Here is a 21310-nt window from a genome sequence, read left to right on the forward strand (position 1 = left end):
GTCTCAGTCCAGAAGAGCCAGCGTGGCGGTCGGGGCGTCTTCGCCGCGTTCGGCCAGGTCTTCGAATTCGACGACGGCATTGATATCGGCGCCCATGGCGATGTTGGTGACGCGCTCGAGGATGAACTCGATGACGACGGGAACCTGGTGCTCCTTCATCAGCGCCTGCGCAGTGTTGAAGGCTTCCTGGAACTCGTTCGGGCTGCGGACGCGGATCGCCTTGCAGCCGAGGCCTTCGGCAACGGCAACATGGTCGACACCATAGCCTGCTTCCGAATCGCCCGACGCATTGATGTTATCGAAGGCGAGCGAGACCTCGAAGTCCATGTTGAAACCGCGCTGGGCCTGGCGGATGAGGCCGAGATAGGAATTGTTCACGACCACATGCAGGTAGGGCAGCTTGTGCTGGGCGCCGACCGCAAGCTCCTCGATGAGGAACTGGAAGTCGTAGTCGCCGGACAAGGCGACGATCGGACGATCGGGATCGGCGGCCCGCACACCGAGGGCAGCGGGCAGCGTCCAGCCGAGCGGGCCGGCCTGGCCGCAGTTGATCCAGTTGCGCGGCTTGTAGACATGCAGGAACTGCGCGCCGGCGATCTGGGAAAGACCGATGGTCGAAACGTAGCAGGTGTCGCGGGCAAAGGCCTTGTTCATCTCTTCGTAGACGCGCTGCGGCTTCAGCGGCGTCTGGTCGAAATGGGTCTTGCGCAGCATGGTGCGCTTGCGCTCCTGGCATTCCTCGGCCCAGACCGACCAGTCACGCAGCTTGCCGGCGACCTTCCATTCGGTCGCGACGTCGAGGAACACCTTCAGCGCGGCGCCGGCATCCGAGACGATGCCGAAATCCGGCGTGAAGACGCGGCCGATCTGGGTCGGCTCGATATCGACGTGAACGAAGGTGCGGCCTTCCGTATAGGTCGGGATATTGCCGGTGTGGCGGTTGGCCCAGCGGTTGCCGACACCGAGAACGAAGTCGGAGGCGAGCAGCGTCGCGTTGCCGTAGCGGTGCGAGGTCTGCAGGCCGCACATGCCCGCCATCAGCCGGTGGTCGTCCGGGATCGTGCCCCAGCCCATCAGCGTCGGGATGACGGGAACACCGGTGATCTCGGCGAACTCGACCAGAAGGTCCGAGGCATCCGCATTGATGATGCCGCCGCCGGCGACGATCAGCGGGCGCTCGGCCGCGTTCAGCATGGCGAGGGCCTTTTCGGCCTGGGCGCGGGTAGCGGCCGGCTTGTAGGGCTCGAGCGGCTCGTAGGCGTCGATGTCGAACTCGATCTCGGCGAGCTGGACGTCGATCGGCAGGTCGACCAGGACCGGGCCGGGACGGCCCGAACGCATCGTGTGGAACGCCTTCTGGAAGACATAGGGAACAAGGCCCGGCTCCATGACCGTGACGGCCCACTTGGTGACGGGCGCAGCGATCTTGGCGATATCGACCGCCTGGAAGTCTTCCTTGTCGAGGCGGGCGCGGGGTGCCTGGCCGGTGATGCAGAGGATCGGGATCGAATCGGCGGAGGCCGAGTAGAGGCCGGTGATCATGTCGGTGCCGGCGGGGCCGGACGTACCGATGCAAAGGCCGATATTGCCGGCGCGGGCCCGTGTATAGCCCTCTGCCATGTGGCTTGCGCCCTCGACGTGGCGGGCGAGCACATGGCGGACCGTGCCGCGCGCCCTTAGCGCCGAATAAAAGGGATTGATCGCAGCGCCCGGTACACCGAAGGCACAATCGATGCCTTCCTTTTCCAGAACCAGGACCGCTGCATCGACAGCACGCATTTTAGCCATGGGATTTCCTCCGTCTCTCGAGAAGGAAGGTAGCGCATCTGTTTCTGCGCGCAATCATAAAATGGAAATCAATCCCATCATGCGGAAATAAACATTTTCAACGAAACTGGAACAATCGCCCCGGGCCGGCTATGTCATGAATGCGCAGAGACGGAAGAGAGGGACGCATGGCGGAGCAGCAGGAGAAGATGCGGGGGCGACCCGGCCGCAAGGCCGGCGAGAATGCGGCACCGTCCTCGGTGCAGGTGCTGGACCGCAGCCTGAAACTTCTCGATCTCGTGGCGCGGGCGGACGGCGCGGCGCTCACCGACCTTGCCGACCAGTCGGCCATGGCGCCCTCCACGGTGCACCGCCTGCTGACCTCGCTTTCCCAGCACGGCATGGTCGCCCATGACGCGGAGACCGGCGCCTGGACGATCGGCGTGAAGGCCTTCGAAATCGGCACCGCCTATCTGCGCTTCCGCAAGCTCGGCACGATCAGCAGGCCGTTTCTCAAGCAGCTGATGGAGGGGTGCGGCGAGACCGCCAACATCGCCATCGAGGACGACGGCGACGTGGTCTTCATCTCGCAGGTCGAAAGCCACGCGCCGATGCGCGCCTTCTTCCGCCCCGGCCGACGCGGGCCGATCCATGCCTCCGGCATCGGCAAGGCGATCCTTTCGACCTGGCCGGATGCCCGCATCGAAGCGTTGCTCACCGGCCGCACGCTGCAGCATTTCACCGACAAGACCCGCGACACGATCCCGACGCTGCTGGAAGACATCGGAAAAATCCGTATCCGCGGCTGGTCGATCGACGACGAGGAGCACACGCTCGGCATGCGCTGCGTGGCCGCGCCGATCTTCGACGAATATGGCGAGGCGGTTGCCGGCATTTCCGTGTCCGGACCGGCGGTGCGCCTGCCCGACAGCAAGGTCGATGCCTTCGGCCCGGTGGTGCGTGCTGCGGCGGAAGGGCTGACCAAGGCGATGGGCGGGCGCCTGAAAGATCCCTGACGCTATCTCACTCAACAGGCCGGTACGGTAAGCCGTTCCGTCTTGCCCAAGGCGGAAAAACGTTCTTTTCCTTGATTTCCCGCAAGCCGGCGGCACCGTTGTGGCGTAGTCTGGCGGCAACTCTCTCGCACAAGGAAGGACGATCCCATGACCCCCATCCGGATTGCGGCCACGGCCGCATCGCTTCTATTGGTCGCCAGCCCCGCCCTGGCTAAAATCCCGCTCGTCAACGCCACCTGCCCCGGCAATATCGAGGTGCATGCCGACGAGGGCGGGCCGATCTACATCAATGGAAAGGAAGGCAAGCTGCACGTCTTCAACGACAACTACTATGAGGCCAAGGGCGGCGGCGTGACGATCTCGCTCAGCATCAACCCCGACGGCACGGCCGCCGTCTCCTATACCGGACACGGCGGCGCGAACGGCATCTGCACCGTCAAATGATCAGGCCGTCTCGAGCAGGCGCTGCCTTGCGGCATCCGCCTTGCCCTTCCCCTTCATCGCCTTGCCGGCGACATAGACCTCGGCGACGCAACGGTCGTCGCCCATGGTCTGGAGGATGAAGAGCTCTTCCGCGAGCGAGGTGGCGGTGCGCATGCGGTACTCCATCGCCGACTTGCCGGACGAATCGAGCACGACGATATCCGCATCCGCCCCTGCATGCAGCGAGCCGATATGCGTCTCGAGCCCGAGCGCGCGGGCATTGCCCAGCGTCAGGCGGTAGAAGGAATTGAACGGCGTCAGTTTCTGGCCGTTGAGGTGCAGCACCTTGTAGGCCTCGTCCATCGTTTCCAGCATGGAGAAGCTGGTGCCGGCACCCACATCCGTCGCCACCGACCAGCGCGCGCCGAGCCGGTCGAACTTGTCGCGATCGAAGAGGCCCGAGCCGAGGAAAAGGTTTGACGTCGGGCAGAAGACGCCGACGGCACCCGTCTCGGCGAGCACGGAAACCTCGCGGTCGCTGAGATAGATGCAATGGCCGAGCAGCATGCGGTCGTTGAGCAGGCCGTAGCGGGCATAGATATCGGTGTAGTCCTTCGCCTGCGGGTAAAGCGAGGTGGCGAACGCGATCTCGTCGCGGTTCTCCGAAAGATGCGTCTGCACGTAGCAGGAGGGATGTTCGGCGACGAGCGCCTGGCTCATCTCCATCTGCTCCGGCGTCGAGGTGATGGCGAAGCGTGGGCTGATCGCATAATGCGCGCGGCCGCGGCCATGCCATTTCTCGATGAGCCGCTTCGTCTCGTCATAGCCCTGCTGCGGCGTGTCGCGCAGGGCGTCGGGCGCGTTGCGGTCCATCATCACTTTGCCGCCGACCATGCGCATGCCGCGCGCCTCGGCCGCCGAGAAATAGGCCTCGACGCTCTCGGGATGCACCGAGCAATAGGCGACGGCGGTCGTCGTGCCGTTCGAGATCAGCTCGTCCATGAAGCGATCCGCGACAGCGGCCGCGTGGGCGGCCTCGGCGAACTTCTGCTCCTCGACGAAGATGTAGGTGTTCAGCCATTCCAGAAGCTGCGCGCCATAGGACGCGATGGCCTGGGTCTGCGGAAAATGCAGATGCGTGTCGATGAGGCCCGGCAACACGAGGTGCGGGCGATGGTCGGCAACCGCGACGCCCGGGCCGGCATGCCTGCTGACCTCGGCATGCTCGCCGATCTCCACGACCTTGCCGCCGCGGACGAACACCGCGCCATCCTCGATGTAGCGCCAGGCGGCCGTATCGTCGATGCCCTGCGGCTCGGCGAGAAAGGTCAGCACGCGGCCGCGGATCAGGAGTTCGTTCATTGGGTCTTCTCCCCACTGACGACATTTTCGTACCAGGCGACGAGCAGGCGGCGCTCCTCGTCGGAGATCTGCGTCACATTGGCCGGCGGCATGGCATGCGAGCGGCCGGCCTGCAGGTAAATCTCCCGCGCGTGGTTGGCAATCTCGCCGTCCGTTTCCAGGACGACGCCCTTCGGCGCCGTGATGATGCCTTCCCAGCCCGGCTCCTTCGCGTGGCACATGGCACAGCGCCCGAGGATGGTGTCGCGCACCTGCGGGAAGCCGTCCGCCGAAACGAAGGTCTGCTGGATGGCCGAGACCTTGGTTTCCGCCGGTTCGCCTGTCAGGATCTTCGGCACGGTGGACAGCCACATGATGGCGACGAAGAGCAGGGCGGTGACGAGCCAGGTCCAGGTCGGATTGCCGGCATTGGCGGACGTGGTGTTGAAGTAGTGGCGGATCGTGACGCCCATCAGGAAGACCAGCGAGGCGATGATCCAGTTGAATTCCGTGCCGAAGGCGAGCGGATAGTGGTTCGACAGCATCAGGAACAGCACCGGCAGCGTCAGGTAGTTGTTGTGCGTGGAGCGCTGCTTGGCGATCTTGCCGTATTTCGGATCGGGCGTGCGACCGGCGATGAGGTCTGCGACGACGACGCGCTGGTTCGGCATGATGATGAAGAACACGTTGGCCGACATGATCGTCGCCGTGAAGGCACCGAGATGCAGGAAGGCGGCGCGACCCGTGAAGAGCTGCGTATAGCCCCAGGCCACAGCGACGAGGATGAAGTAGAGCGCCACCATCAGCCGCGTGTTGTCATTGCCGAAGGGCGACTTGCAGATCAGGTCGTAGATGATCCAGCCGAAGGCGAGCGAGGCCAGGGAAATACCGATCGCCACCGGCTTGGAGACGTCGAGCACGTTCGGGTCGATCAGATAGAGGTCTGCGCCTGCATAATAGACGAGACAGAGCATGCCGAAACCGGAAAGCCAGGTCGCATAGCTTTCCCATTTGAACCAGACGAGGTGCTCGGGCATCTGCGCCGGCGCGACCAGGTATTTCTGGATGTGATAGAAGCCACCGCCATGCACCTGCCATTCCTCGCCGTGGGCGCCCGGCGGCAGCGCGGGATGCTTCTTCAGGCCCAGATCGAGCGCGACGAAATAGAACGACGAGCCGATCCAGGCGATCGCCGTGATGACGTGCAGCCAGCGGACGGCAAACATGAACCAATCCCAGGCTATGGCATATTCGTACATAGGGACCTCCTCCCACTTTCCATGGGCTTGTTTGCCATCAAGTGATTTTCCCGGAAATCCCGGTGAATCCCGAACACTTTCAAAAAAATCTAAAAGATGACCGCCTCTTTGCTCTGCACGCCAATGTGGTAGAAAGGGCCATGTCCTATCTCGATAATGTGCGCGTCTTCGTTCGCGTGGTCGAACTCGGTACCCTTTCGGCGGCGGGGCGCGACCAGCGCGTCACTCCCGCGGTCGCCAGCAATCGCATCAAGGAGCTGGAACGCCATCTCGGCGTGCGGCTGTTCAACCGCACGACGCGCAAGCTCTCGCCGACCGAACATGGCCGCGTGTTCTACGAGGGCGCCGTGAAGATCATCGAGGCGGTGAACGAGGCGGAGGCGGCGATCGCCGACCTCTCGCGCAATCCCAAGGGCTCGCTCCGCATTACCGCGCCGCTCGGCATCGGCCGGCGCCTCATCGCGTCGGGCATTCCGGAGTTCCACGACAAGTATCCCGACATCGAGGTGCGGGTACGTCTGTCGGATCACAATGTCGATATCCTCGCCGAGGGCGTCGACGTCGCCTTCAAGCTCGGCGTGCTCGAGGATTCGAACCTGCGCATGCGCGGCATCCTCAATTGCGAGCGTGTGCTCTGCGCTTCGCCCGCCTATCTTTCCCGCCGCGGCACACCCGCCACTGCGGACGCGCTGATCGCCGAAAAGCACGACTGTCTGCTGCTGCGCTATCCCGGCTCGAAGGAGTATTACTGGACGCTGGTGACGGCCGAAGGCGTACGCAAGTTCGAGGTCGCCGGCCCCTATGACAGCGACGACGGCGACGTGCTCACCCAATGGGCGCTGGAAGGCCGGGGCATCATCAACAAGCCGCTCTTCGAGGTGAAGGCCCACCTTGCCGAGGGCCGCCTGGTGGAAATCCTGAAGGACAGCCCACCCGCCTCCGTGCAGCTCGCGGCAATCTACCCGCACAAGCGCTTTCAGGATCCGAAAGTGCGGCTGATGATCGATTTCATGGCCGAGCGATGTCAGCGGCTGATCGGCCGGCTGATCGGAGAGGAACCGGTCGCTGACGGCAAAGCCGAGTTTGTTGAAGTGAATGGCGAAAAATAGTATATTTCCTGCTGGAATATACTAGGTGGAGAAGCCTATGTCCTTCGCCTCCATGACCAGCGCCGACTTCAACCAGAATCCAAGCAAGGCAAAGAAGGCGGCAAACGAAGGCCCCCTCGTCATCGCCGAACATGGCGAGGCGAGCTATGTGCTTGTCCGCTACGACGATTTCAAGGACCACTGGCGAAAGTCGAAAAGCCTGTACGACGCCCTCAATAACAAGGGTTCAGAGTTCGATGACGATTTTACGCCCGAACGCGTCAGCTTCGAGGGACGGGACGTCGAATTCTGATGGCATTCCTGCTCGATACGAACGTTGTTTCCGCATCCCGCAGGGCTGAGCGTCAAGCCATTGAATTTCAGCAGTTCCTCCATACGTTCGATGTCGAGACCGCTTATCTTTCGACGATAACGATCATGGAGATCGAATTCAGCATACAACGCGAACGTCTTCGTAATCCCGATTTTGCCGATGACCTTTCTCTATGGCTGACGGCCCACGTGCTGCCGGAATTTTCCGCAAGGCTTCTGCCATTCGATATGCAGACGGCCTCGATCGCAGGCCGGTTGCCGACACCCGGAAAGAAGCCGACCGCCGACGGCATGATTGCGGCGACAGCGCTCGCCAACAATTTGGTCGTCGTCACACGCAATCTTTCAGATTTTCAGCCGCTCGGGGTCCCCTGCCTCACCCCTTGGGAAACGGCTCCCAGGGAATAGACCGCATCACCCCTTGGCAAGGACCGCCTTGTTGCACGCGCCCGTCCAGGTCAGCGCCGCCGTCATGATCTCGGCGGCCGCAAGCGCTGCGATCACCGTCGGGCGTTTGTCCTTCACGACCGTACCGCCGATCGGGCAGACCAGGCGATCGAAAAGGTCCGGCTGGCCGATCTCGCGCGACAGCCAGTTGCGGAAGGTCGCGCGCTTGGTCTTCGAACCGATCATGCCGACATAGGCTGCATCGCTGCGCTTCAGCGCCTCGGCCGTGATCAGGAAATCCAGCGCGTGATCGTGGGTCAGGACAACAAAACTGCTGCCGGCCGGCGCATCGCGCACCACGGTCTCGGGCATGGCGGTGAGGCAGGTCTCGATGCGTGGCACCGTCGAGGCGACGAGCTCGTCCTCGCGCGTATCCACCAGCACGACGCGCAGCGGGGCGAGCGACAGCGCCATGGCGAGCGCATCACCGACATGGCCTGCGCCGAAGACATAGACATGCGGCCGCAGGGCCATCTCGCGGTCGCTGCGGGCGACGAGATCACGAGCCAGCACCGGGTTCATAGCGGTGAAGGACAGCCCGACGCGCCCGCCGCAGCACTGGCCGATCTCCGGGCCGAGCGGCACGCTCATCGGCTCGGCGGCAGCGCCCAGGCGCAGTGCTCGCCGGGCCTGATCGATCGCCATGTATTCGAGCTGACCGCCGCCGATCGTCGCGAAGATCTCCCGTTCCGAGACCAGCATGAAGGCATCCGTGTCGCGCGGCGTGGAGCCCGCCGCACCCGTCACCTCGACCAGGATCGCCCCCGGCGCCCGGCGCAGGAAATCCCTGATATCTTCGCGCGCGGCAGGCATGGACTCACCCCTTGCTTTCTTTGCCGCAATTCAGGACGGAAAACCGCATCACACTTTTCCTGGAACTGCTTGGGCCGCCTTGAGACGCTCGATCGCCATCAGCACGCATTCGGGTGTCGCCGGGGCGTCGAGCCGTGGGCAGATCTGATGGTCCGCCACGCTCGCCACCGCATCCGACAGCGCATGCAGCACAGCAAGGCCGAGCGGCAGCGGCGGCTCGCCAACCGCCTTGGAGCGGTGGATTGTCGGCTCGTAGGCTTCCGACCAGTCGGTCAGCGCGACGTTGAAGATCTTCGGGCGATCCGAGGCAAGCGGGATCTTGTAGGTGGAGGGCGCGTGGGTGCGAAGCCGCCCCTTGCCGTCCCACCACAATTCCTCCGTGGTCAGCCAACCCATGCCCTGGATGAAGCCGCCTTCGACCTGGCCGATGTCGATGATCTTGTTCAGCGACCGGCCGGTATCGTGCAGGATGTCGGTGCGCTCGACGACATATTCGCCGGTCAGCGTGTCGACCGAAACCTCAGAGCAGGCCGCGCCATAGGCGTAGTAGTAGAACGCATGGCCGCGGCCCTTCGACCGGTCCCAGTGGATCTTCGGCGTCTTGTAGAAGCCGGCCGCCGAGAGCTGGACGCGCGCCATATAGGCTTTCTTCACGAGATCGTTGAAGGACATCTCGGAATTGCCGATCCGCACGCGGTTCGGCAGGAAGACGACCTGATCGCGTGGCACCTGATGGCTTTCCGCAGCGAAATCGATCAGCCGGTCCTTGATCTGGCGCGCGGCGTTCTGCGCCGCCATGCCGTTGAGGTCGGCGCCGGACGAAGCCGCGGTCGGTGAGGTGTTCGGCACCTTGGCCGTCGTCGTCGCGGTGATTTTCACCCGGTCGAGATCGATCTGGAACTCTTCCGCCACCACCTGCGCCACCTTCAGGTGCAGGCCCTGGCCCATTTCCGTGCCGCCGTGATTCATGTGCACGGAACCGTCCGTGTAGACATGCACCAGCGCGCCGGCCTGGTTGGATTCCGTCTTGGTGAAGGAGATGCCGAACTTGACCGGCGTCAGTGCCAGGCCGCGCTTGACGATGCGGCTCTTCGCATTGAACGCCTGGATCGCCTTGCGGCGACCGGCATAGTCGGCGCTCTCTTCGAGTTCGGCGACTATGCGCTGGATGATGCAGTCCTCCACCTTCTGGTGGTAGGGCGTCAGGTTCCGGTCGCCATCGACGCCCATCGCATCGTAGAAATTCAGCTTGCGGATATCCAGCGGGTCCTTGCCGACGGCGAAGGCCACCTCATCGATGACGCGCTCCGCGCCCACCATGCCCTGGGGGCCGCCGAAACCGCGGAAGGCGGTGTTCGACACGGTGTTGGTGTGCAGCAGCGCCGTCTTGGCGTGCACATGCGGGAAGAAATAGGCGTTGTCGCAGTGGAACAGCGCGCGGTCGCCCACCGGACCGGAGAGGTCCGCCGAAAAGCCGGCGCGAAGCGCGAAGGTATAGTCGATGCCGAGAATGCGGCCCTCGTCGTCGAAGCCGACATCATAGTCGATGGCGAAATCGTGCCGCTTGCCGGTCGCCACCATGTCCTCGTCGCGGTCAAGGCGAAGCTTGACGGCGCGGCCCAGCTTCTTGGCGGCGATGGCGGCGAGCGCAGCGCACTGGTTGGCCTGGGTCTCCTTGCCGCCGAAGCCGCCGCCCATGCGGCGCACCTCCACCGTCACGGCGTGGCTCGGCACGCCGAGCGCATGGGCGACGAGATGCTGCGTCTCGCTCGGCCCCTGGGTGGAGCAATAGACGGTGACCTCGTCATCCTCGCCGGGTACGGCGAGCGAGACCTGGCCTTCGAGATAGAAATGGTCCTGCCCGCCCAGCCGCATGCGGCCCTTCACCCGGCGCGGCGCGCTGTCGAGGGCCGCGGCCGCATCGCCGCGCTTCAGCGTCAGCGGCGGAAAGACCTGGCGATGCGTCGTCTGGTCGAGGTCCCAGATGTCGATATTGGCGGGCAGCTCCTCGTATTCGACCTTGGCCAGGCGCGCAGCGCGGCGGGCTTCCTCGCGCGTTTCCGCGATCACGCAGAAGATCGGCTGGCCGTGGAACTCCACCTTGCCGGCGGCGAGCACCGGATCGTCATGCATGCCCGAGGGCGAGATGTCGTTGTCGCCGGGCACGTCCTCATAGGTCAGCACGTCGACGACGCCGGGCGCGGCGCGCACCGCCGAAAGGTCGAGGGACTTCACGGTACCGTGGGCGACCGTGGAGAGGCCGAGGCCGGCATGCAGCGTGCCGGCGGGCTCGGTGATGTCGTCGATATAGACAGCCGTGCCGGCAACGTGCTTGTGCGCGGAATCGTGGCGCGGGCTCGAATGCACGCCGCCGGTGATCTTTTCCGCCTTGAGGTCTGGAGTGTGCTTGTTCATGGCTTACGCAGCCTCGTATCTGGACACCTGCGCGGGCTCTGCGCTGGTCGTCGTTTCCACATAGAACCGCAAGAGCAGGTTCTTCGCCACCAGCGCGCGGTATTCCGCTGTCGCGCGCATGTCGGTCAGCGGCGCATAGTCCTCGGCATATTTCGCCATGGCCGCTTCCACCGTCGCCTCCGTCCAGCTCTGGCCGAGCAGTGCCTTTTCGACGGCAAAGGCACGCTTCGGCGTCGCCGCCATGCCGCCATAGGCGATGGTGATGGCAGCGACCGTGCCGTCGGCGGCAAGCGCCAGGCGGAAGGCGCCGAGCGTTGCGGTAATGTCCTCGTCGCGGCGCTTGGTCACCTTGTAGACGGCGAACTTTTCCGCCGCAGGGGGAACGGGCACCGCAAGGGATTCCACGAATTCGCCCGGCTGACGGTCCTGCTTGCCATAGGCGATGAAGAAATCCTCAAGCGGGATGGTGCGCCGTTCCGCGCCCTTGCGCAAGGTCACCGACGCACCGAGCGCGATCAGCGCCGGCGGCGTGTCGCCGATCGGCGAACCGTTGGCGACATTGCCGCCGATCGTGCCCATGTTGCGCACCTGCTGGCCGCCGATCCGGGTGATGAGCGGGCCGAGCGCCGGAATGTGCTGCGAAAGCGTCGCGATGGCCTCGGTATAGGTGACGCCGGCGCCGAGCGTGATCACGTCGTCCTTCACCGCAATCGCCTTCATCTCCTGAAGGCCGGCAATGAAGACGACCGGCGTGATGTCGCGCATGTGCTTGGTGACCCAAAGGCCGACATCGGTGGAACCCGCCACGATCGTGGCGGCGGGTTCCGCCTCCAGCATAGCGGCGAAATCGTCGAGGTTCGCCGGCACGACGAACCGCTTCCTGCCTTCGCCGACTTCGACGCGCGCGCCATCGGCAAGTGCCCGGAGGCGCTTGATCATCGTCTGGCGTTCGGCGAGAAGCGGGTCCTTCTCCGTGCCGCCATAGGTGGAAATAGCGCGGGCGGCGCGCAGGATCGGCTCATAGCCGGTGCAGCGACAGAGATTGCCCTGCAGCGCAGTCTCGATCTCCTGATCGCTCGGGTTCGGCGCCTGCATCCACAGCGCATAGAGCGACATGACGAAACCCGGCGTGCAGAAGCCGCATTGCGAACCGTGATAGTCCACCATGGCCTGTTGCACGGGGTGCAGGCGGCCGTCGCGGGCGGCGAGATGCTCGACGGTGACGACATGACAGCCATCCAGCGAGCCGAGGAAGCGGATGCAGGCATTGACGCCTTCGTAAACAAGGCCGTCCTCAGGTGTCAGCCTGCCCACCAGCACCGTGCAGGCGCCGCAGTCGCCTTCGGCGCAGCCTTCCTTGGTGCCCTTCAACAGGCGGGACAACCGCAGCCAGTCGAGCAATGTCTGGTCCGGCCCGACGTCGCTGACAACAACGTCCTGGCCATTGAGGATGAAACGCAGTTCCGCGCGGATCGAGACGGCCGCCATGGATTAGCTCCCGCGATAGGTTGAATAGCTGAAGGGCGAGACGAGCAGCGGCACATGGTAATGCGCGCCCTCGTCGGCAAGGCCGAAGCGAATGGGGATGATGTCGAGGAACAACGGGCCATCCCCCGTGCGGCCGAGATAATCGCCGGCATGGAAACGCAGCTCGTAGGTGCCGGCCTTCATCGTCTCGCCGGCGAGCAGCGGCGCATCGCAGCGGCCGTCATCGTTCGTCTCGGTGGTCTTGAGAAGACGCAGTGTGTCGCCCTCCACCTGGTAGAGATCGATGCGCAGGCCTTCTGCCGGCTTGCCGCGCGCCGTGTCCAGCACATGGGTGGTGAGGCGGCCGGCGCCTTGCGAATGAGTTTGCATGTTTTTCCTCCCGAACACAGCACTCCGATAATCACTATCCTCCAGCCTCTTGCCACTGAAAAGCAGCAGGATCGTTCGAGACTTTCAAAATTTCCGTAGGGAATGACACGGGCGATTTGCGGTTAGAAATTCTGCATCGAAAGCGTTTGGAGGAGCGTTCCCATGCGATATTGCCGTGACATGCACGGATATGGACAGACACCGCCGGCTGCCGGGTGGCCGGACGAGGCACGCGTCGCCGTACAGTTCGTGCTGAACTACGAAGAAGGCGGCGAGAATTGTGTGTTGCACGGCGATGCGGCATCCGAAGCCTTTCTCTCCGAGATCGTCGGCGCCGCCCAATGGCCGGGCCAGCGCCACTGGAACATGGAATCGATCTACGAATACGGCGCGCGCGCCGGCTTCTGGCGCCTGCACCGGCTGCTGACGGAAAAGAACGTGCCCGTCACCGTCTACGGCGTCGCCACCGCGCTCCGCCGCTCGCCCGCCCAGGTGGCCGCCATGCAGGAGGCCGGCTGGGAAATCGCCTCGCACGGCCTCAAATGGGTCGAGCACAAGGACATGACGGTGGAGGACGAACGCGCGGCCATTGCCGAGGCAATCCGCCTGCACACGCTCGTCACCGGCGAACGGCCGCGCGGCTGGTATACCGGCCGCTGTTCGGTCAACACCGTCGATCTCGTCACCGAAGCCGGCGGCTTCGACTATGTTTCCGATACCTATTCCGACGACCTGCCCTACTGGCACGAGCATGGCGGCCGGCAGCAGCTGATCATCCCCTACACGCTCGACGCCAACGACATGCGCTTCGCAACGCCCCAGGGCTTCAACAGCGGCGACCAGTTCTTCAGCTACCTGAAGGATAGTTTCGACGCGCTCTATGCGGAAGGCGCCAAGGGCAGCCCGAAGATGATGAGCATCGGCCTGCACTGCCGCCTGATCGGCCGGCCGGGCCGCGTCATGGCGCTCGCCCGCTTCATCGACTATGTGCAGAGCCACGAAAAAGTCTGGATCGCCCGCCGCGTCGACATCGCCGAACACTGGGCAAAAACCCATCCGCCAAAGCCGGTCGCAGAGCGCCCGTCGCAGATGGCGGAAGAGGCGTTCGTCAAACGCTTCGGCGATATCTTCGAGCACTCCCCCTGGATCGCCCGGCGCGCCTTCGCCGACGAACTTTCGCCGGCGAACGATACCGCGATCGGCCTTTCTGCCGCGCTCACCTTCCAGTTCCGTGCGGCGAGCGAGGAGGAGCGTCTGGGCGTTCTTGTCGCCCACCCGGATCTCGCCGGCAAGCTGGCCGTGGCCAAGCGCCTGACGGCAAGCTCGACGGAAGAGCAGGCGTCGGCCGGTCTCGACGCGCTGACCGACGAGGAGCGCGCACGCTTCACCGAGCTCAACAACCGCTATGTCGAAAAATTCGGCTTCCCGTTCATCATCGCCGTGCGCGACAACACCAAGGCGAGCATTCTCGCCGCCTTCGAAAAACGCATCGCGAACGACCGCGTCGCCGAATTCGCCACCGCCTGCAAGCAGGTCGAGCGAATCGGCTATCTGCGGCTCAATGCGCTGCTGCCGGCCTGAGCGACCGCGTCATGTCGAGCGGCGCCACGCCTTCGTTCACACGCGGAACGATCAACCTTGCCTCGGCCGGCCTCGGGGCAAGGGGTATCTTCGCCACGGACGCGTTTTTCGGCCCGCTGTCGCGCATGCTGGCCGACGAGCCCGCCGTCTACAAGCCCGGCGTCTATGACGAGCACGGCAAATGGATGGACGGCTGGGAGACGCGGCGGCGGCGCGGGCCGGGGCATGACCATGCGATCGTTGCACTGGCAACGCCCGGCCGCATCAAAGGCTTTGAGGTGGACACGGCACATTTTACCGGCAACTACCCGACGGCCTGCGCCATAGAGGGCTGTCTTGCGCCTGATGGGCCGGACGAGGCTACGGTGTGGACGCCCCTTTTGGCCGCAAGCCCACTCGGGCCGAATGCCCCGCATTTCTTCGATTGCGCCGCGGACGGGCTGTTCAGCCATGTGCGGCTACGCATCTATCCCGATGGCGGGGTGGCAAGGCTGCGCGTCCACGGACTTCCGGCGCTCGACCGCAGCACCGCCGAAAACAGGCCGCTCGATCTTGCCGCCGCTCTTGCGGGCGGGACCGTCGTCGCGCTCTCGAACGGGCACTACGGCCACCAGCGCTTGCTCGCGCCCGGTCGCGGCATCAATATGGGCGACGGCTGGGAGACCAGCCGCCGCCGTACACCGGGCCACGAATGGATCGTGGTCAGGCTCGCCGCACGGGCGACGATCGAAAGCATCGTCGTCGATACCGCCCATTTCAAGGGCAACTACCCGGATGCCTGCTCCCTGCAGGCCGCCGACCTGACGGGCACGACGGGGGACCTCCCCACCCTTGTCACCGCCGCGTCGATGTTCTGGCAGGAGATCCTGCCCGAGCAGAAACTTGCCGCCGACCGTATCCATACGTTCGACGGCAATCTCGTGAAACGGGCGGACGCCGTGACGCATGTCCGCCTGAACATCCATCCGGACGGCGGTGTCAGCCGCCTGCGCATTTTTGGCCGTCTGGCCGAGGGAGGAAAGACATGAAGACCATCGAGATCAAGCCGCTCACCCGCGAGGCCTTCGCGCCCTTCGGCCAGGTGATCGAGCAGGACGGTGCCCACAATTTCCCGATCAATGCGGGAAAATGCACCCGCTACCATGACCTCGCCAATATCGAGACGACGGGTGACAAAGCCCGGCCGATGATCAGTCTCCTGCGCGGCGAGCCCTATCCCCTGCCGCTGGAGCTGACGATGGTGGAGCGCCACCCGCTCGGCAGCCAGGCCTTCATTCCCTTGAGTGATGCCTCGTTCCTCGTCGTCGTCGCCGGGGAGACCGAGAACGGACCCACTGAGCCGATCGCCTTCCGCACCGCGCCCGGCCAGGGCGTCAATATCGGCCGCAATGTCTGGCACGGCATCCTGACGCCGCTCGACACGGTCTCTGATTTCGCCGTCGTGGATCGCGGCGGCGAGGGCGTGAACCTCGAGGAGCATTTCTATTCGGAACCCTTCCTGATCCGCTGATCCACCCACCGGGATCACGGATCCGCCGGCCCGCCTCCACGGGCCGGCACTTTTTTGAGTCCATTGACAAATTTTCTTGTCAATGGAATCCTGCCACATGCTCGATCTCGATATCCTTGACACACCGGCCGCCGCTGCCCTTGCCCTCGATCCCGTGAAGGCACGCCTGCTCGCCGAGCTTTCCACGCCAGCCTCCGCGGCCACGCTCGCCGGTCGGGTGGGACTGACACGCCAGAAGGTGAACTATCACCTCAGGGCGCTGGAGGACGAGAGGCTGGTGGAACAGGCCGAGGCCCGCCAGTGGGGCGGCATCACCGAGCGGCTGATGGTGGCAACGGCGCGCTCCTATGTCGTCTCGCCGGCCGCGCTGGGGCCGGTCGGGGCCGATCCCGATGTTTCCGGCGACCGGTTCTCGGCAAGTTATCTCGTGGCACTCGCCGCCCGCAGCGTGCGCGAGGTCGGCATGCTCTGGCGTGGCGCGCGCGCTGCAGACAAGCGGCTTGCAACGCTTTCCATCGACACGACGATCCGCTTCGCCTCCCCCGCCGCGCGCGCCGCCTTCACGGCCGATCTCACCGCGGCGGTCGCAACGCTCACCGCCCGCTACCACGACGAACAGGCCCCGGCCGGGCGGGCGCACCGGCTGGTCGTCGCCGCCTATCCCGCACCACCAGACAAGGAAAGGAAGTCCGATGCCGACGAAATTTGACGCCAGCGGCAAACGCTGGGTGGAAATGGAGTTTCTCGTTCCCGGCACGCCCGAGGAGGTCTGGCATGCCATGGCGACCGGCCCCGGCAACGCCGCCTGGTTCACCCGGGCCGAGATCGAGGAGAAGATCGGCGGCCAGCTCACCTTCCACTTCATGCCGGGGGTCACCTCCGGCGGCACGGTCACCGGCTGGGAGCCGCCACACCGCTTCGGTTATGTGGAGCTCGGCTGGGCGGAGAATGCCCCGCCGATCGCCACGGAGATTTCCATCACCGCCCGCTCGGGCGACGAGTGCCTCGTGCGCATGGTGCATTCCCTCTTCAGCTCAACGGACGACTGGGACGACCAGATGGAGGGGTTCGAGTCCGGCTGGCCCGGATTCATCGAGGTGCTGCGGCTCTATCTCGCACACCATGCCGGCCAACCCGCTGCCTCTTTCCAGCTGTCCGCCGAAGCAGCGGGCGATGGCCTCGTCACATGGCGCAAGCTGCTCGACGGCCTCGGCCACGAGACGGCCGATGTCGGCGAAAACTGGACCGTCGAAGCCGGCGAAATGTTTTTCGGCGAGGTCGTCGGCGTGCGGCAGGACGATCGGCAGCGCTACGTGCTGGTCCGCATCGATGGCGAAATGCCGGGCGTCGGCCTCTTCGGCCTCTACCGTACGGGCGAAGCGATCCGCCTCAGCGTCTGCCGCTTCTTCTACGGAGAGAAGGCTGCGCAGGTGGCCATGGCAAGCGAACCGGAATGGCAGGCTTGGCTGGACGGTGTCGCCCGGCCCTGACATGCAAAAAGGGCCGCGCTCATCACGCGGCCCTTTTGATGTGTCGCACGAACCCCTCTACCATCAGCTTGGCCCTGACCCGAGCCCCCATCAGCCGTGGCGGCAGATGGATCCTCGGCCAAACGCCGAGGATGACGATGGAGTTTGTGGTACGGTCCGCCCGAACGATCGGGCCCCTTATTCCGCGAAAAAGGCGAAGCGGATGATGAAGAGGGCCGCGACGATCGCCGTTGCCGGATGGATCTGCTTCCACTTGCCGGTGAAGAACTTCAAGACGACATAGCTGACGAAGCCGAAGGCAAGGCCGTTGGCGATCGAGTAGGTGAAGGGCATGGCGAGCGCAGTGAGCGCAGCCGGAGCCGCTTCCGTCAGGTCATCCCACTCGATTTCCGTCAGTTCGCGCATCATCAGGCCTGCGACATAGAGCAGGGCCGGTGCCGTCGCATAGCTCGGCACGGAGCCGGCGAGCGGCGAGATGAAGAGGGCAGCGAGGAACAGGATAGCGACGGTGAAGGCGGTGAGGCCCGTGCGACCGCCGGCCTGCACGCCCGAAGCGCTTTCGACATAGGCCGTGGTGCTGCTCGTGCCGATCAGCGAGCCGGCAACGATTGCCGTGCTGTCGGCGAGAAGCGCGCGGCCGAGGCGGCTCTGCTTGCCTTCCTGGATGAGGTTGGCACGCTTGGCCACGCCGATCAGCGTGCCGGTCGCATCGAACACTTCGACGAGCACGAAGACGAGGATGACATGCAGCAGGCCGCCGTGCAGCGCACCCATGATGTCGAGCTGCAGGAAGGTCGGCATGATCGACGGCGGGGCGGAAACGAGGCCGCGGAACTCGCTGACGCCAAAAATCCAGGAGAGGACCGTGACGGCGAGAATGCCGATCAGGATCGCCCCCTTGACGCGCAGCGCATCAAGCACGGCAATGATGAAGAAGCCGAGGATGGCGAGCAGCGGGCCGGTCTGCTTGAGGTCGCCGAGACCGACGAGCGTCGCCGGATTGTCGACGACGATGCCGGAACTCTTTAGCGCGATGATGCCGAGGAAGAGGCCGATACCGGCGGCGATCGCGCTGCGCAGCGAATGCGGAATGCCGGCAATCAGCCAGCTGCGCACACCGGTCACCGTCAGGATGACGAAGATGATGCCGGAAATGAACACCGCACCCAGCGCCTGCTGCCAGGTGAAGCCGAGCGCCGCCACGACCGTGAAGGCGAAGAAGGCGTTGAGGCCCATGCCGGGCGCCATGCCGATCGGCCAGTTGGCGACGAGCGCCATGACCATGGAGCCGAGCGCGGCGGCAAGACAGGTGGCGACGAAGACGGCGTCGCGATCCATGCCCGTCGTCGACAGGATGTCCGGGTTGACGAAGATGATATAGGACATGGTGAGGAAGGTCGTCAGACCCGCGATCACTTCGGTGCGCACGCTCGTTCCGTGCTCACTCAGCTTGAAAAACCGTTCAAACATGTTTTCTCCCCCTGGCGCGCCAGCGGCTGCGCCGTGCAAAACCTCCGGGCCAGATGCTCCTCCAGCAACCCGGGACCTAGCCGACGCTTCGCACTGCGAACCGCCTGCCCGCGGGTCTCCCCGCGTCCGCGCGCCGCTGTCCGCCGAAAGCCGGCCGCGGTTGATCACAGTTTCGTCATATTGCGTGTTCAGGCGGGATTTTTCCAGCCGGGCATTTCCCCGGATTTTCGCGAAACTCTTTCACGATTCGCTCGGCGGAGGGTTTTGGAGAAATCGCTCTGGCGACTTGTTTCGACTGGGCTATCCGGCGCCGGCCGGAAAGCCCTGACGTCACTCGCAGACGTCGACCCACTCGCCCTTGACGAGGTCCGCCATGCGGTCCGGCGCAATGCGCACGGCAGCATTCGTCGCGCCTGCGGCCGGGACCACCTCGTCGAAAGGTTTCAGCGAGACGTCACAATAGACGGGCACGGGCGCAGGCAGGCCGAACGGACAGACGCCACCGACCGGATGGGAGGTGACGGCCAGCACCTGCTCGGCATCGAGCATGCGCGGCTTTGCGGCAAAACGGTCCTTGAATTTCCGGTTGCTGAGCCGCGCCGTGCCGGCCGCAACGAGGAGCACGATCTCCTCGCCGACCCTGAGGCAGATCGTCTTGGCGATCTGTTCCGGCGCCACGCCATGCGCCGCGGCGGCAAGCGGCACGGTCGCAGAGCTCTCTTCGGTGACCAGCACCGCGACATCAGGCGCATTTTCGGAGAAGAAGGTACGGACGGATTCGAGCGACATGTCTTTTCATAACCAGTCCGGCAGCCCTCGCGCAAGGGCCGCCTGGAATGCAGCGCATGCTATGCTTTTCCTCAGGCATAAATGCCACCGGTCGGATTGGTGCCCGCGAGGGTACCCGGCAGGAACGTCGTCGCCTTGCCGAACGTGTTGATGACCCCGTTGGTTTCGGCAATGTAGCGCCCGCCGGTGGCCGTGCCCGCTATGGTCGGATTGGAGAGCGCGACGGTGCCGCAGTTCGAGGCGGCGATGAACTGCGTGAAGGCGGGCGTGCCGGTCAACGTGAAAGTGCGGTTCGCGCCGGCAAGGTGGCCGACGCCGATATTCATGTGCCGCCGCGCACCCCCGGTGATCGTATAGTTGTCTTCCAGCACGATATGGCAGGGGCCGTCGCAGAAAATATGGTCGGCATTCGCGCCGACCGCGCCGAACTCCACCTTGCCGAGCCGCAGATGCACACCAAGGCCTACCGAAAGCGCATGGATGAGATCCGTTGCAATGGCGATCCGCACGCCGGCAACGCGCACCTGCGCCCCATTGCGAAAGCCGAGCCCCGAGGACAGCACGACCGAGGCCGGCGTCGTCTCGTTGCCCTTGATGACGAGCGTGCCCCCGCCGATCAGCGGCCGCGCGATGCTCGCCCCGGCATAGATGCCGTTGGCGATCTCGATCGTCACGTCGAAGGAGGCACAGTCGAGATTGTGCGCCACGTCGATTGCCTTCTGGATCGTCGCGAAAGGTGCACCCGCCGTCAGCCCGTTGTTGCCGTCGCTCCCTGTCGTCGCGACATAGTAGGTCCGGTGCCCCATCAGTTGCGGCCGGACGCCCAGGACCCCGGCCGGAAACGTCACCCGCCCCGTCGCCGGATCGACGACCAGGGCGTCGTGGAAGGTGGAACCATCAGGGCTCACCTTGACGCTGAAGGCATCGCTCCCGGCAAGTCCCATTTCAGCCCGCCCCGACCAAGCACTCTGGAAGAGCAACGAGGCGGTATCGCCGGTCGCGGCCTTGTTGACCTTGATCTGGTGCCCCGCCCCCTCATGGGTGAAGAGGGAGGCTGGGGAGGCGACAGCGAACCTGTTTGTTAGATCGGCGGCTGTATTGATACCGAGGCGGTTTTGGTTGGTTGTATTGACGGTTGCGCTGGTCCAGGCGCCGTGCTGGAAGGCGAGCATGGTGTTTTCGTCTGTGGCATAGGCGATCCAGCCTTCTCTGGGGTGATAGAAGGTCCAGGCTGCGTCCTGCCATGCGGCTATGGCGTTCTGGCTGCCGGCCCAGGCGCCGGTTGCGGCTGCGGGCACGATGTATCGATCGCCGGCGGCAGGGTTTGCCGGCGGGCTTGCGAGGCTCCTGCTTTTGACGGCGAGATGGAGGAGGGCATCGATGGTCTTGATGGCCTCGTTGTGGGTCACATGTTTCTGGGCCTGTGCGGGGATGATGTAGGGGAGATTGAGGTTTTCGGACGCGTCCATGGTTTCCGTCTCCGTTGCCGATTTCGTTGGCATTATAGGGCTGCGGCTAGCGGGGTGGAAAAGGGGGGTTGTTTTGGGGCTTCAAACGCAAAAAGCCCTCCGCGAAGGGAGGGCTTTTAGATTTGGTTGCGGGGGCAGGATTTGAACCTGCGGCCTTCAGGTTATGAGCCTGACGAGCTACCGGGCTGCTCCACCCCGCGTTACCCGGTTTTGCCGGAGGCAAAATACCGCGACGATTGTCT

The 21310-nt window shown here is 64.5% G+C and carries 20 protein-coding genes and 1 tRNA gene; 10 read left to right on the forward strand and 11 right to left on the reverse strand.

The window, feature by feature from the left end; all coding sequences use genetic code 11:
* Positions 1–3: 3 nt before the first annotated feature.
* On the reverse strand, positions 4–1788 hold the full coding sequence (gene gcl, locus P9A16_RS31985) for a glyoxylate carboligase (protein ID WP_023516803.1): 1785 nt from the start codon (positions 1786–1788) through the stop codon (positions 4–6).
* 167 nt (positions 1789–1955) lie between these two features.
* On the opposite strand from gcl, the gene bhcR reads away from it, so the two are divergent.
* Positions 1956–2783 (forward strand): HTH-type transcriptional regulator BhcR, encoded by an 828-nt coding sequence (bhcR, locus tag P9A16_RS31990; RefSeq protein WP_023515600.1) that lies wholly within the window; start codon positions 1956–1958, stop codon positions 2781–2783.
* 147 nt (positions 2784–2930) lie between these two features.
* Entirely contained in the window at positions 2931–3227 is a 297-nt protein-coding gene (locus P9A16_RS31995; protein WP_023515601.1) for a hypothetical protein, read from the forward strand.
* Here the strand turns inward: P9A16_RS31995 and guaD are convergent, their stop codons facing one another.
* Together guaD and P9A16_RS32005 are read right to left on the reverse strand one after the other, a co-directional pair.
* Complete coding sequence (guaD, locus tag P9A16_RS32000; protein WP_023515602.1) at positions 3228–4568, reverse strand: guanine deaminase; 1341 nt, start codon at positions 4566–4568, stop codon at positions 3228–3230.
* On the reverse strand, positions 4565–5806 hold the full coding sequence (locus P9A16_RS32005; RefSeq protein WP_278026351.1) for a urate hydroxylase PuuD: 1242 nt from the start codon (positions 5804–5806) through the stop codon (positions 4565–4567). Before P9A16_RS32005 ends, guaD begins: the two co-directional genes overlap by 4 nt.
* Before the next feature lie 140 nt (positions 5807–5946).
* On the opposite strand from P9A16_RS32005, the gene P9A16_RS32010 reads away from it, so the two are divergent.
* Genes P9A16_RS32010 through P9A16_RS32020 form a run of 3 tightly spaced genes read left to right on the forward strand, consistent with a single transcriptional unit; the run spans position 5947 to position 7635 of the window.
* A complete protein-coding gene (locus P9A16_RS32010; RefSeq protein WP_037406825.1) occupies positions 5947–6915 on the forward strand; it encodes a LysR family transcriptional regulator in 969 nt (322 codons plus the stop codon).
* Positions 6916–6952: 37 nt separating this feature from the next.
* The gene (locus P9A16_RS32015; protein WP_024270469.1) at positions 6953–7207 is read left to right on the forward strand and encodes a type II toxin-antitoxin system Phd/YefM family antitoxin; all 255 of its coding nucleotides are present in this window, start codon (positions 6953–6955) and stop codon (positions 7205–7207) included.
* Positions 7207–7635 (forward strand): type II toxin-antitoxin system VapC family toxin, encoded by a 429-nt coding sequence (locus tag P9A16_RS32020; protein WP_024270470.1) that lies wholly within the window; start codon positions 7207–7209, stop codon positions 7633–7635. The genes P9A16_RS32015 and P9A16_RS32020 overlap by 1 nt, the downstream gene beginning before the upstream one ends.
* Before the next feature lie 6 nt (positions 7636–7641).
* Here the strand turns inward: P9A16_RS32020 and xdhC are convergent, their stop codons facing one another.
* The 4 genes from xdhC to uraH are packed head-to-tail and all read right to left on the reverse strand — an operon-like array spanning position 7642 to position 12759.
* Positions 7642–8487, reverse strand: coding sequence for a xanthine dehydrogenase accessory protein XdhC (gene xdhC, locus P9A16_RS32025; protein ID WP_023515075.1), 846 nt, complete (start codon positions 8485–8487; stop codon positions 7642–7644).
* A 48-nt stretch (positions 8488–8535) separates the two neighbouring features.
* Positions 8536–10902, reverse strand: a complete 2367-nt coding sequence (gene xdhB / locus P9A16_RS32030) for a xanthine dehydrogenase molybdopterin binding subunit (RefSeq protein WP_023515076.1) — start codon at positions 10900–10902, stop codon at positions 8536–8538.
* 3 nt (positions 10903–10905) lie between these two features.
* Positions 10906–12390: a xanthine dehydrogenase small subunit gene (xdhA, locus tag P9A16_RS32035; protein ID WP_023515077.1), complete on the reverse strand. Its 1485-nt coding sequence runs from the start codon at positions 12388–12390 to the stop codon at positions 10906–10908.
* A gap of 3 nt (positions 12391–12393) precedes the next feature.
* Entirely contained in the window at positions 12394–12759 is a 366-nt protein-coding gene (uraH, locus tag P9A16_RS32040) for a hydroxyisourate hydrolase (protein ID WP_023515078.1), read from the reverse strand.
* A gap of 162 nt (positions 12760–12921) precedes the next feature.
* Between uraH and puuE the strand changes: the two genes are divergently transcribed.
* The 5 genes from puuE to P9A16_RS32065 all read left to right on the forward strand — a co-directional run bounded on the left by puuE (position 12922) and on the right by P9A16_RS32065 (position 17340).
* Entirely contained in the window at positions 12922–14340 is a 1419-nt protein-coding gene (puuE, locus tag P9A16_RS32045; protein ID WP_023515079.1) for an allantoinase PuuE, read from the forward strand.
* A gap of 11 nt (positions 14341–14351) precedes the next feature.
* Positions 14352–15368: an allantoicase gene (gene alc, locus P9A16_RS32050; protein ID WP_023515080.1), complete on the forward strand. Its 1017-nt coding sequence runs from the start codon at positions 14352–14354 to the stop codon at positions 15366–15368.
* Positions 15365–15850, forward strand: a complete 486-nt coding sequence (locus P9A16_RS32055; protein ID WP_023515081.1) for an ureidoglycolate lyase — start codon at positions 15365–15367, stop codon at positions 15848–15850. The genes alc and P9A16_RS32055 overlap by 4 nt, the downstream gene beginning before the upstream one ends.
* A gap of 97 nt (positions 15851–15947) precedes the next feature.
* Positions 15948–16559, forward strand: coding sequence for a winged helix-turn-helix domain-containing protein (locus tag P9A16_RS32060; RefSeq protein WP_024271087.1), 612 nt, complete (start codon positions 15948–15950; stop codon positions 16557–16559).
* A complete protein-coding gene (locus P9A16_RS32065) occupies positions 16543–17340 on the forward strand; it encodes an SRPBCC family protein (protein ID WP_023516877.1) in 798 nt (265 codons plus the stop codon). Before P9A16_RS32060 ends, P9A16_RS32065 begins: the two co-directional genes overlap by 17 nt.
* A 177-nt stretch (positions 17341–17517) precedes the next feature.
* On the opposite strand, the gene P9A16_RS32070 is transcribed toward P9A16_RS32065, so the two are convergent.
* The 4 genes from P9A16_RS32070 to P9A16_RS32085 all read right to left on the reverse strand — a co-directional run bounded on the left by P9A16_RS32070 (position 17518) and on the right by P9A16_RS32085 (position 21268).
* Positions 17518–18810, reverse strand: a complete 1293-nt coding sequence (locus P9A16_RS32070; RefSeq protein WP_023516878.1) for an NCS2 family permease — start codon at positions 18808–18810, stop codon at positions 17518–17520.
* Positions 18811–19140: 330 nt separating this feature from the next.
* Positions 19141–19599 (reverse strand): YbaK/EbsC family protein, encoded by a 459-nt coding sequence (locus P9A16_RS32075; RefSeq protein WP_023514690.1) that lies wholly within the window; start codon positions 19597–19599, stop codon positions 19141–19143.
* A 71-nt stretch (positions 19600–19670) separates the two neighbouring features.
* Complete coding sequence (locus tag P9A16_RS32080) at positions 19671–21068, reverse strand: DUF2793 domain-containing protein (RefSeq protein WP_024271086.1); 1398 nt, start codon at positions 21066–21068, stop codon at positions 19671–19673.
* Positions 21069–21191: 123 nt separating this feature from the next.
* Positions 21192–21268, reverse strand: a tRNA-Met gene (locus tag P9A16_RS32085).
* Positions 21269–21310 lie beyond the last annotated feature (42 nt).

The organism is Shinella sp. 838, assembly GCF_029623935.1.
Taxonomy (GTDB): Bacteria; Pseudomonadota; Alphaproteobacteria; order Rhizobiales; family Rhizobiaceae; genus Shinella.

Excerpts from the sequence above, each read along its gene's own strand:
- P9A16_RS32075 (WP_023514690.1), bottom strand. The coding sequence starts at position 19,599 with ATGTCGCTCGAATCCGTCCGTACCTTCTTCTCCGAAAATGCGCCTGAT.
- P9A16_RS32065 (WP_023516877.1), top strand. The coding sequence starts at position 16,543 with ATGCCGACGAAATTTGACGCCAGCGGCAAACGCTGGGTGGAAATGGAG.
- xdhC (WP_023515075.1), bottom strand. The coding sequence starts at position 8,487 with ATGCCTGCCGCGCGCGAAGATATCAGGGATTTCCTGCGCCGGGCGCCG.
- uraH (WP_023515078.1), bottom strand. The coding sequence starts at position 12,759 with ATGCAAACTCATTCGCAAGGCGCCGGCCGCCTCACCACCCATGTGCTG.
- P9A16_RS32070 (WP_023516878.1), bottom strand. The coding sequence starts at position 18,810 with ATGTTTGAACGGTTTTTCAAGCTGAGTGAGCACGGAACGAGCGTGCGC.
- P9A16_RS32055 (WP_023515081.1), top strand. The coding sequence starts at position 15,365 with ATGAAGACCATCGAGATCAAGCCGCTCACCCGCGAGGCCTTCGCGCCC.
- gcl (WP_023516803.1), bottom strand. The coding sequence starts at position 1,788 with ATGGCTAAAATGCGTGCTGTCGATGCAGCGGTCCTGGTTCTGGAAAAG.
- P9A16_RS32060 (WP_024271087.1), top strand. The coding sequence starts at position 15,948 with ATGCTCGATCTCGATATCCTTGACACACCGGCCGCCGCTGCCCTTGCC.
- xdhA (WP_023515077.1), bottom strand. The coding sequence starts at position 12,390 with ATGGCGGCCGTCTCGATCCGCGCGGAACTGCGTTTCATCCTCAATGGC.
- P9A16_RS32015 (WP_024270469.1), top strand. The coding sequence starts at position 6,953 with ATGTCCTTCGCCTCCATGACCAGCGCCGACTTCAACCAGAATCCAAGC.
- xdhB (WP_023515076.1), bottom strand. The coding sequence starts at position 10,902 with ATGAACAAGCACACTCCAGACCTCAAGGCGGAAAAGATCACCGGCGGC.
- bhcR (WP_023515600.1), top strand. The coding sequence starts at position 1,956 with ATGGCGGAGCAGCAGGAGAAGATGCGGGGGCGACCCGGCCGCAAGGCC.
- P9A16_RS32005 (WP_278026351.1), bottom strand. The coding sequence starts at position 5,806 with ATGTACGAATATGCCATAGCCTGGGATTGGTTCATGTTTGCCGTCCGC.
- P9A16_RS31995 (WP_023515601.1), top strand. The coding sequence starts at position 2,931 with ATGACCCCCATCCGGATTGCGGCCACGGCCGCATCGCTTCTATTGGTC.
- puuE (WP_023515079.1), top strand. The coding sequence starts at position 12,922 with ATGCGATATTGCCGTGACATGCACGGATATGGACAGACACCGCCGGCT.
- P9A16_RS32080 (WP_024271086.1), bottom strand. The coding sequence starts at position 21,068 with ATGGACGCGTCCGAAAACCTCAATCTCCCCTACATCATCCCCGCACAG.
- P9A16_RS32010 (WP_037406825.1), top strand. The coding sequence starts at position 5,947 with ATGTCCTATCTCGATAATGTGCGCGTCTTCGTTCGCGTGGTCGAACTC.
- alc (WP_023515080.1), top strand. The coding sequence starts at position 14,352 with ATGTCGAGCGGCGCCACGCCTTCGTTCACACGCGGAACGATCAACCTT.
- guaD (WP_023515602.1), bottom strand. The coding sequence starts at position 4,568 with ATGAACGAACTCCTGATCCGCGGCCGCGTGCTGACCTTTCTCGCCGAG.
- P9A16_RS32020 (WP_024270470.1), top strand. The coding sequence starts at position 7,207 with ATGGCATTCCTGCTCGATACGAACGTTGTTTCCGCATCCCGCAGGGCT.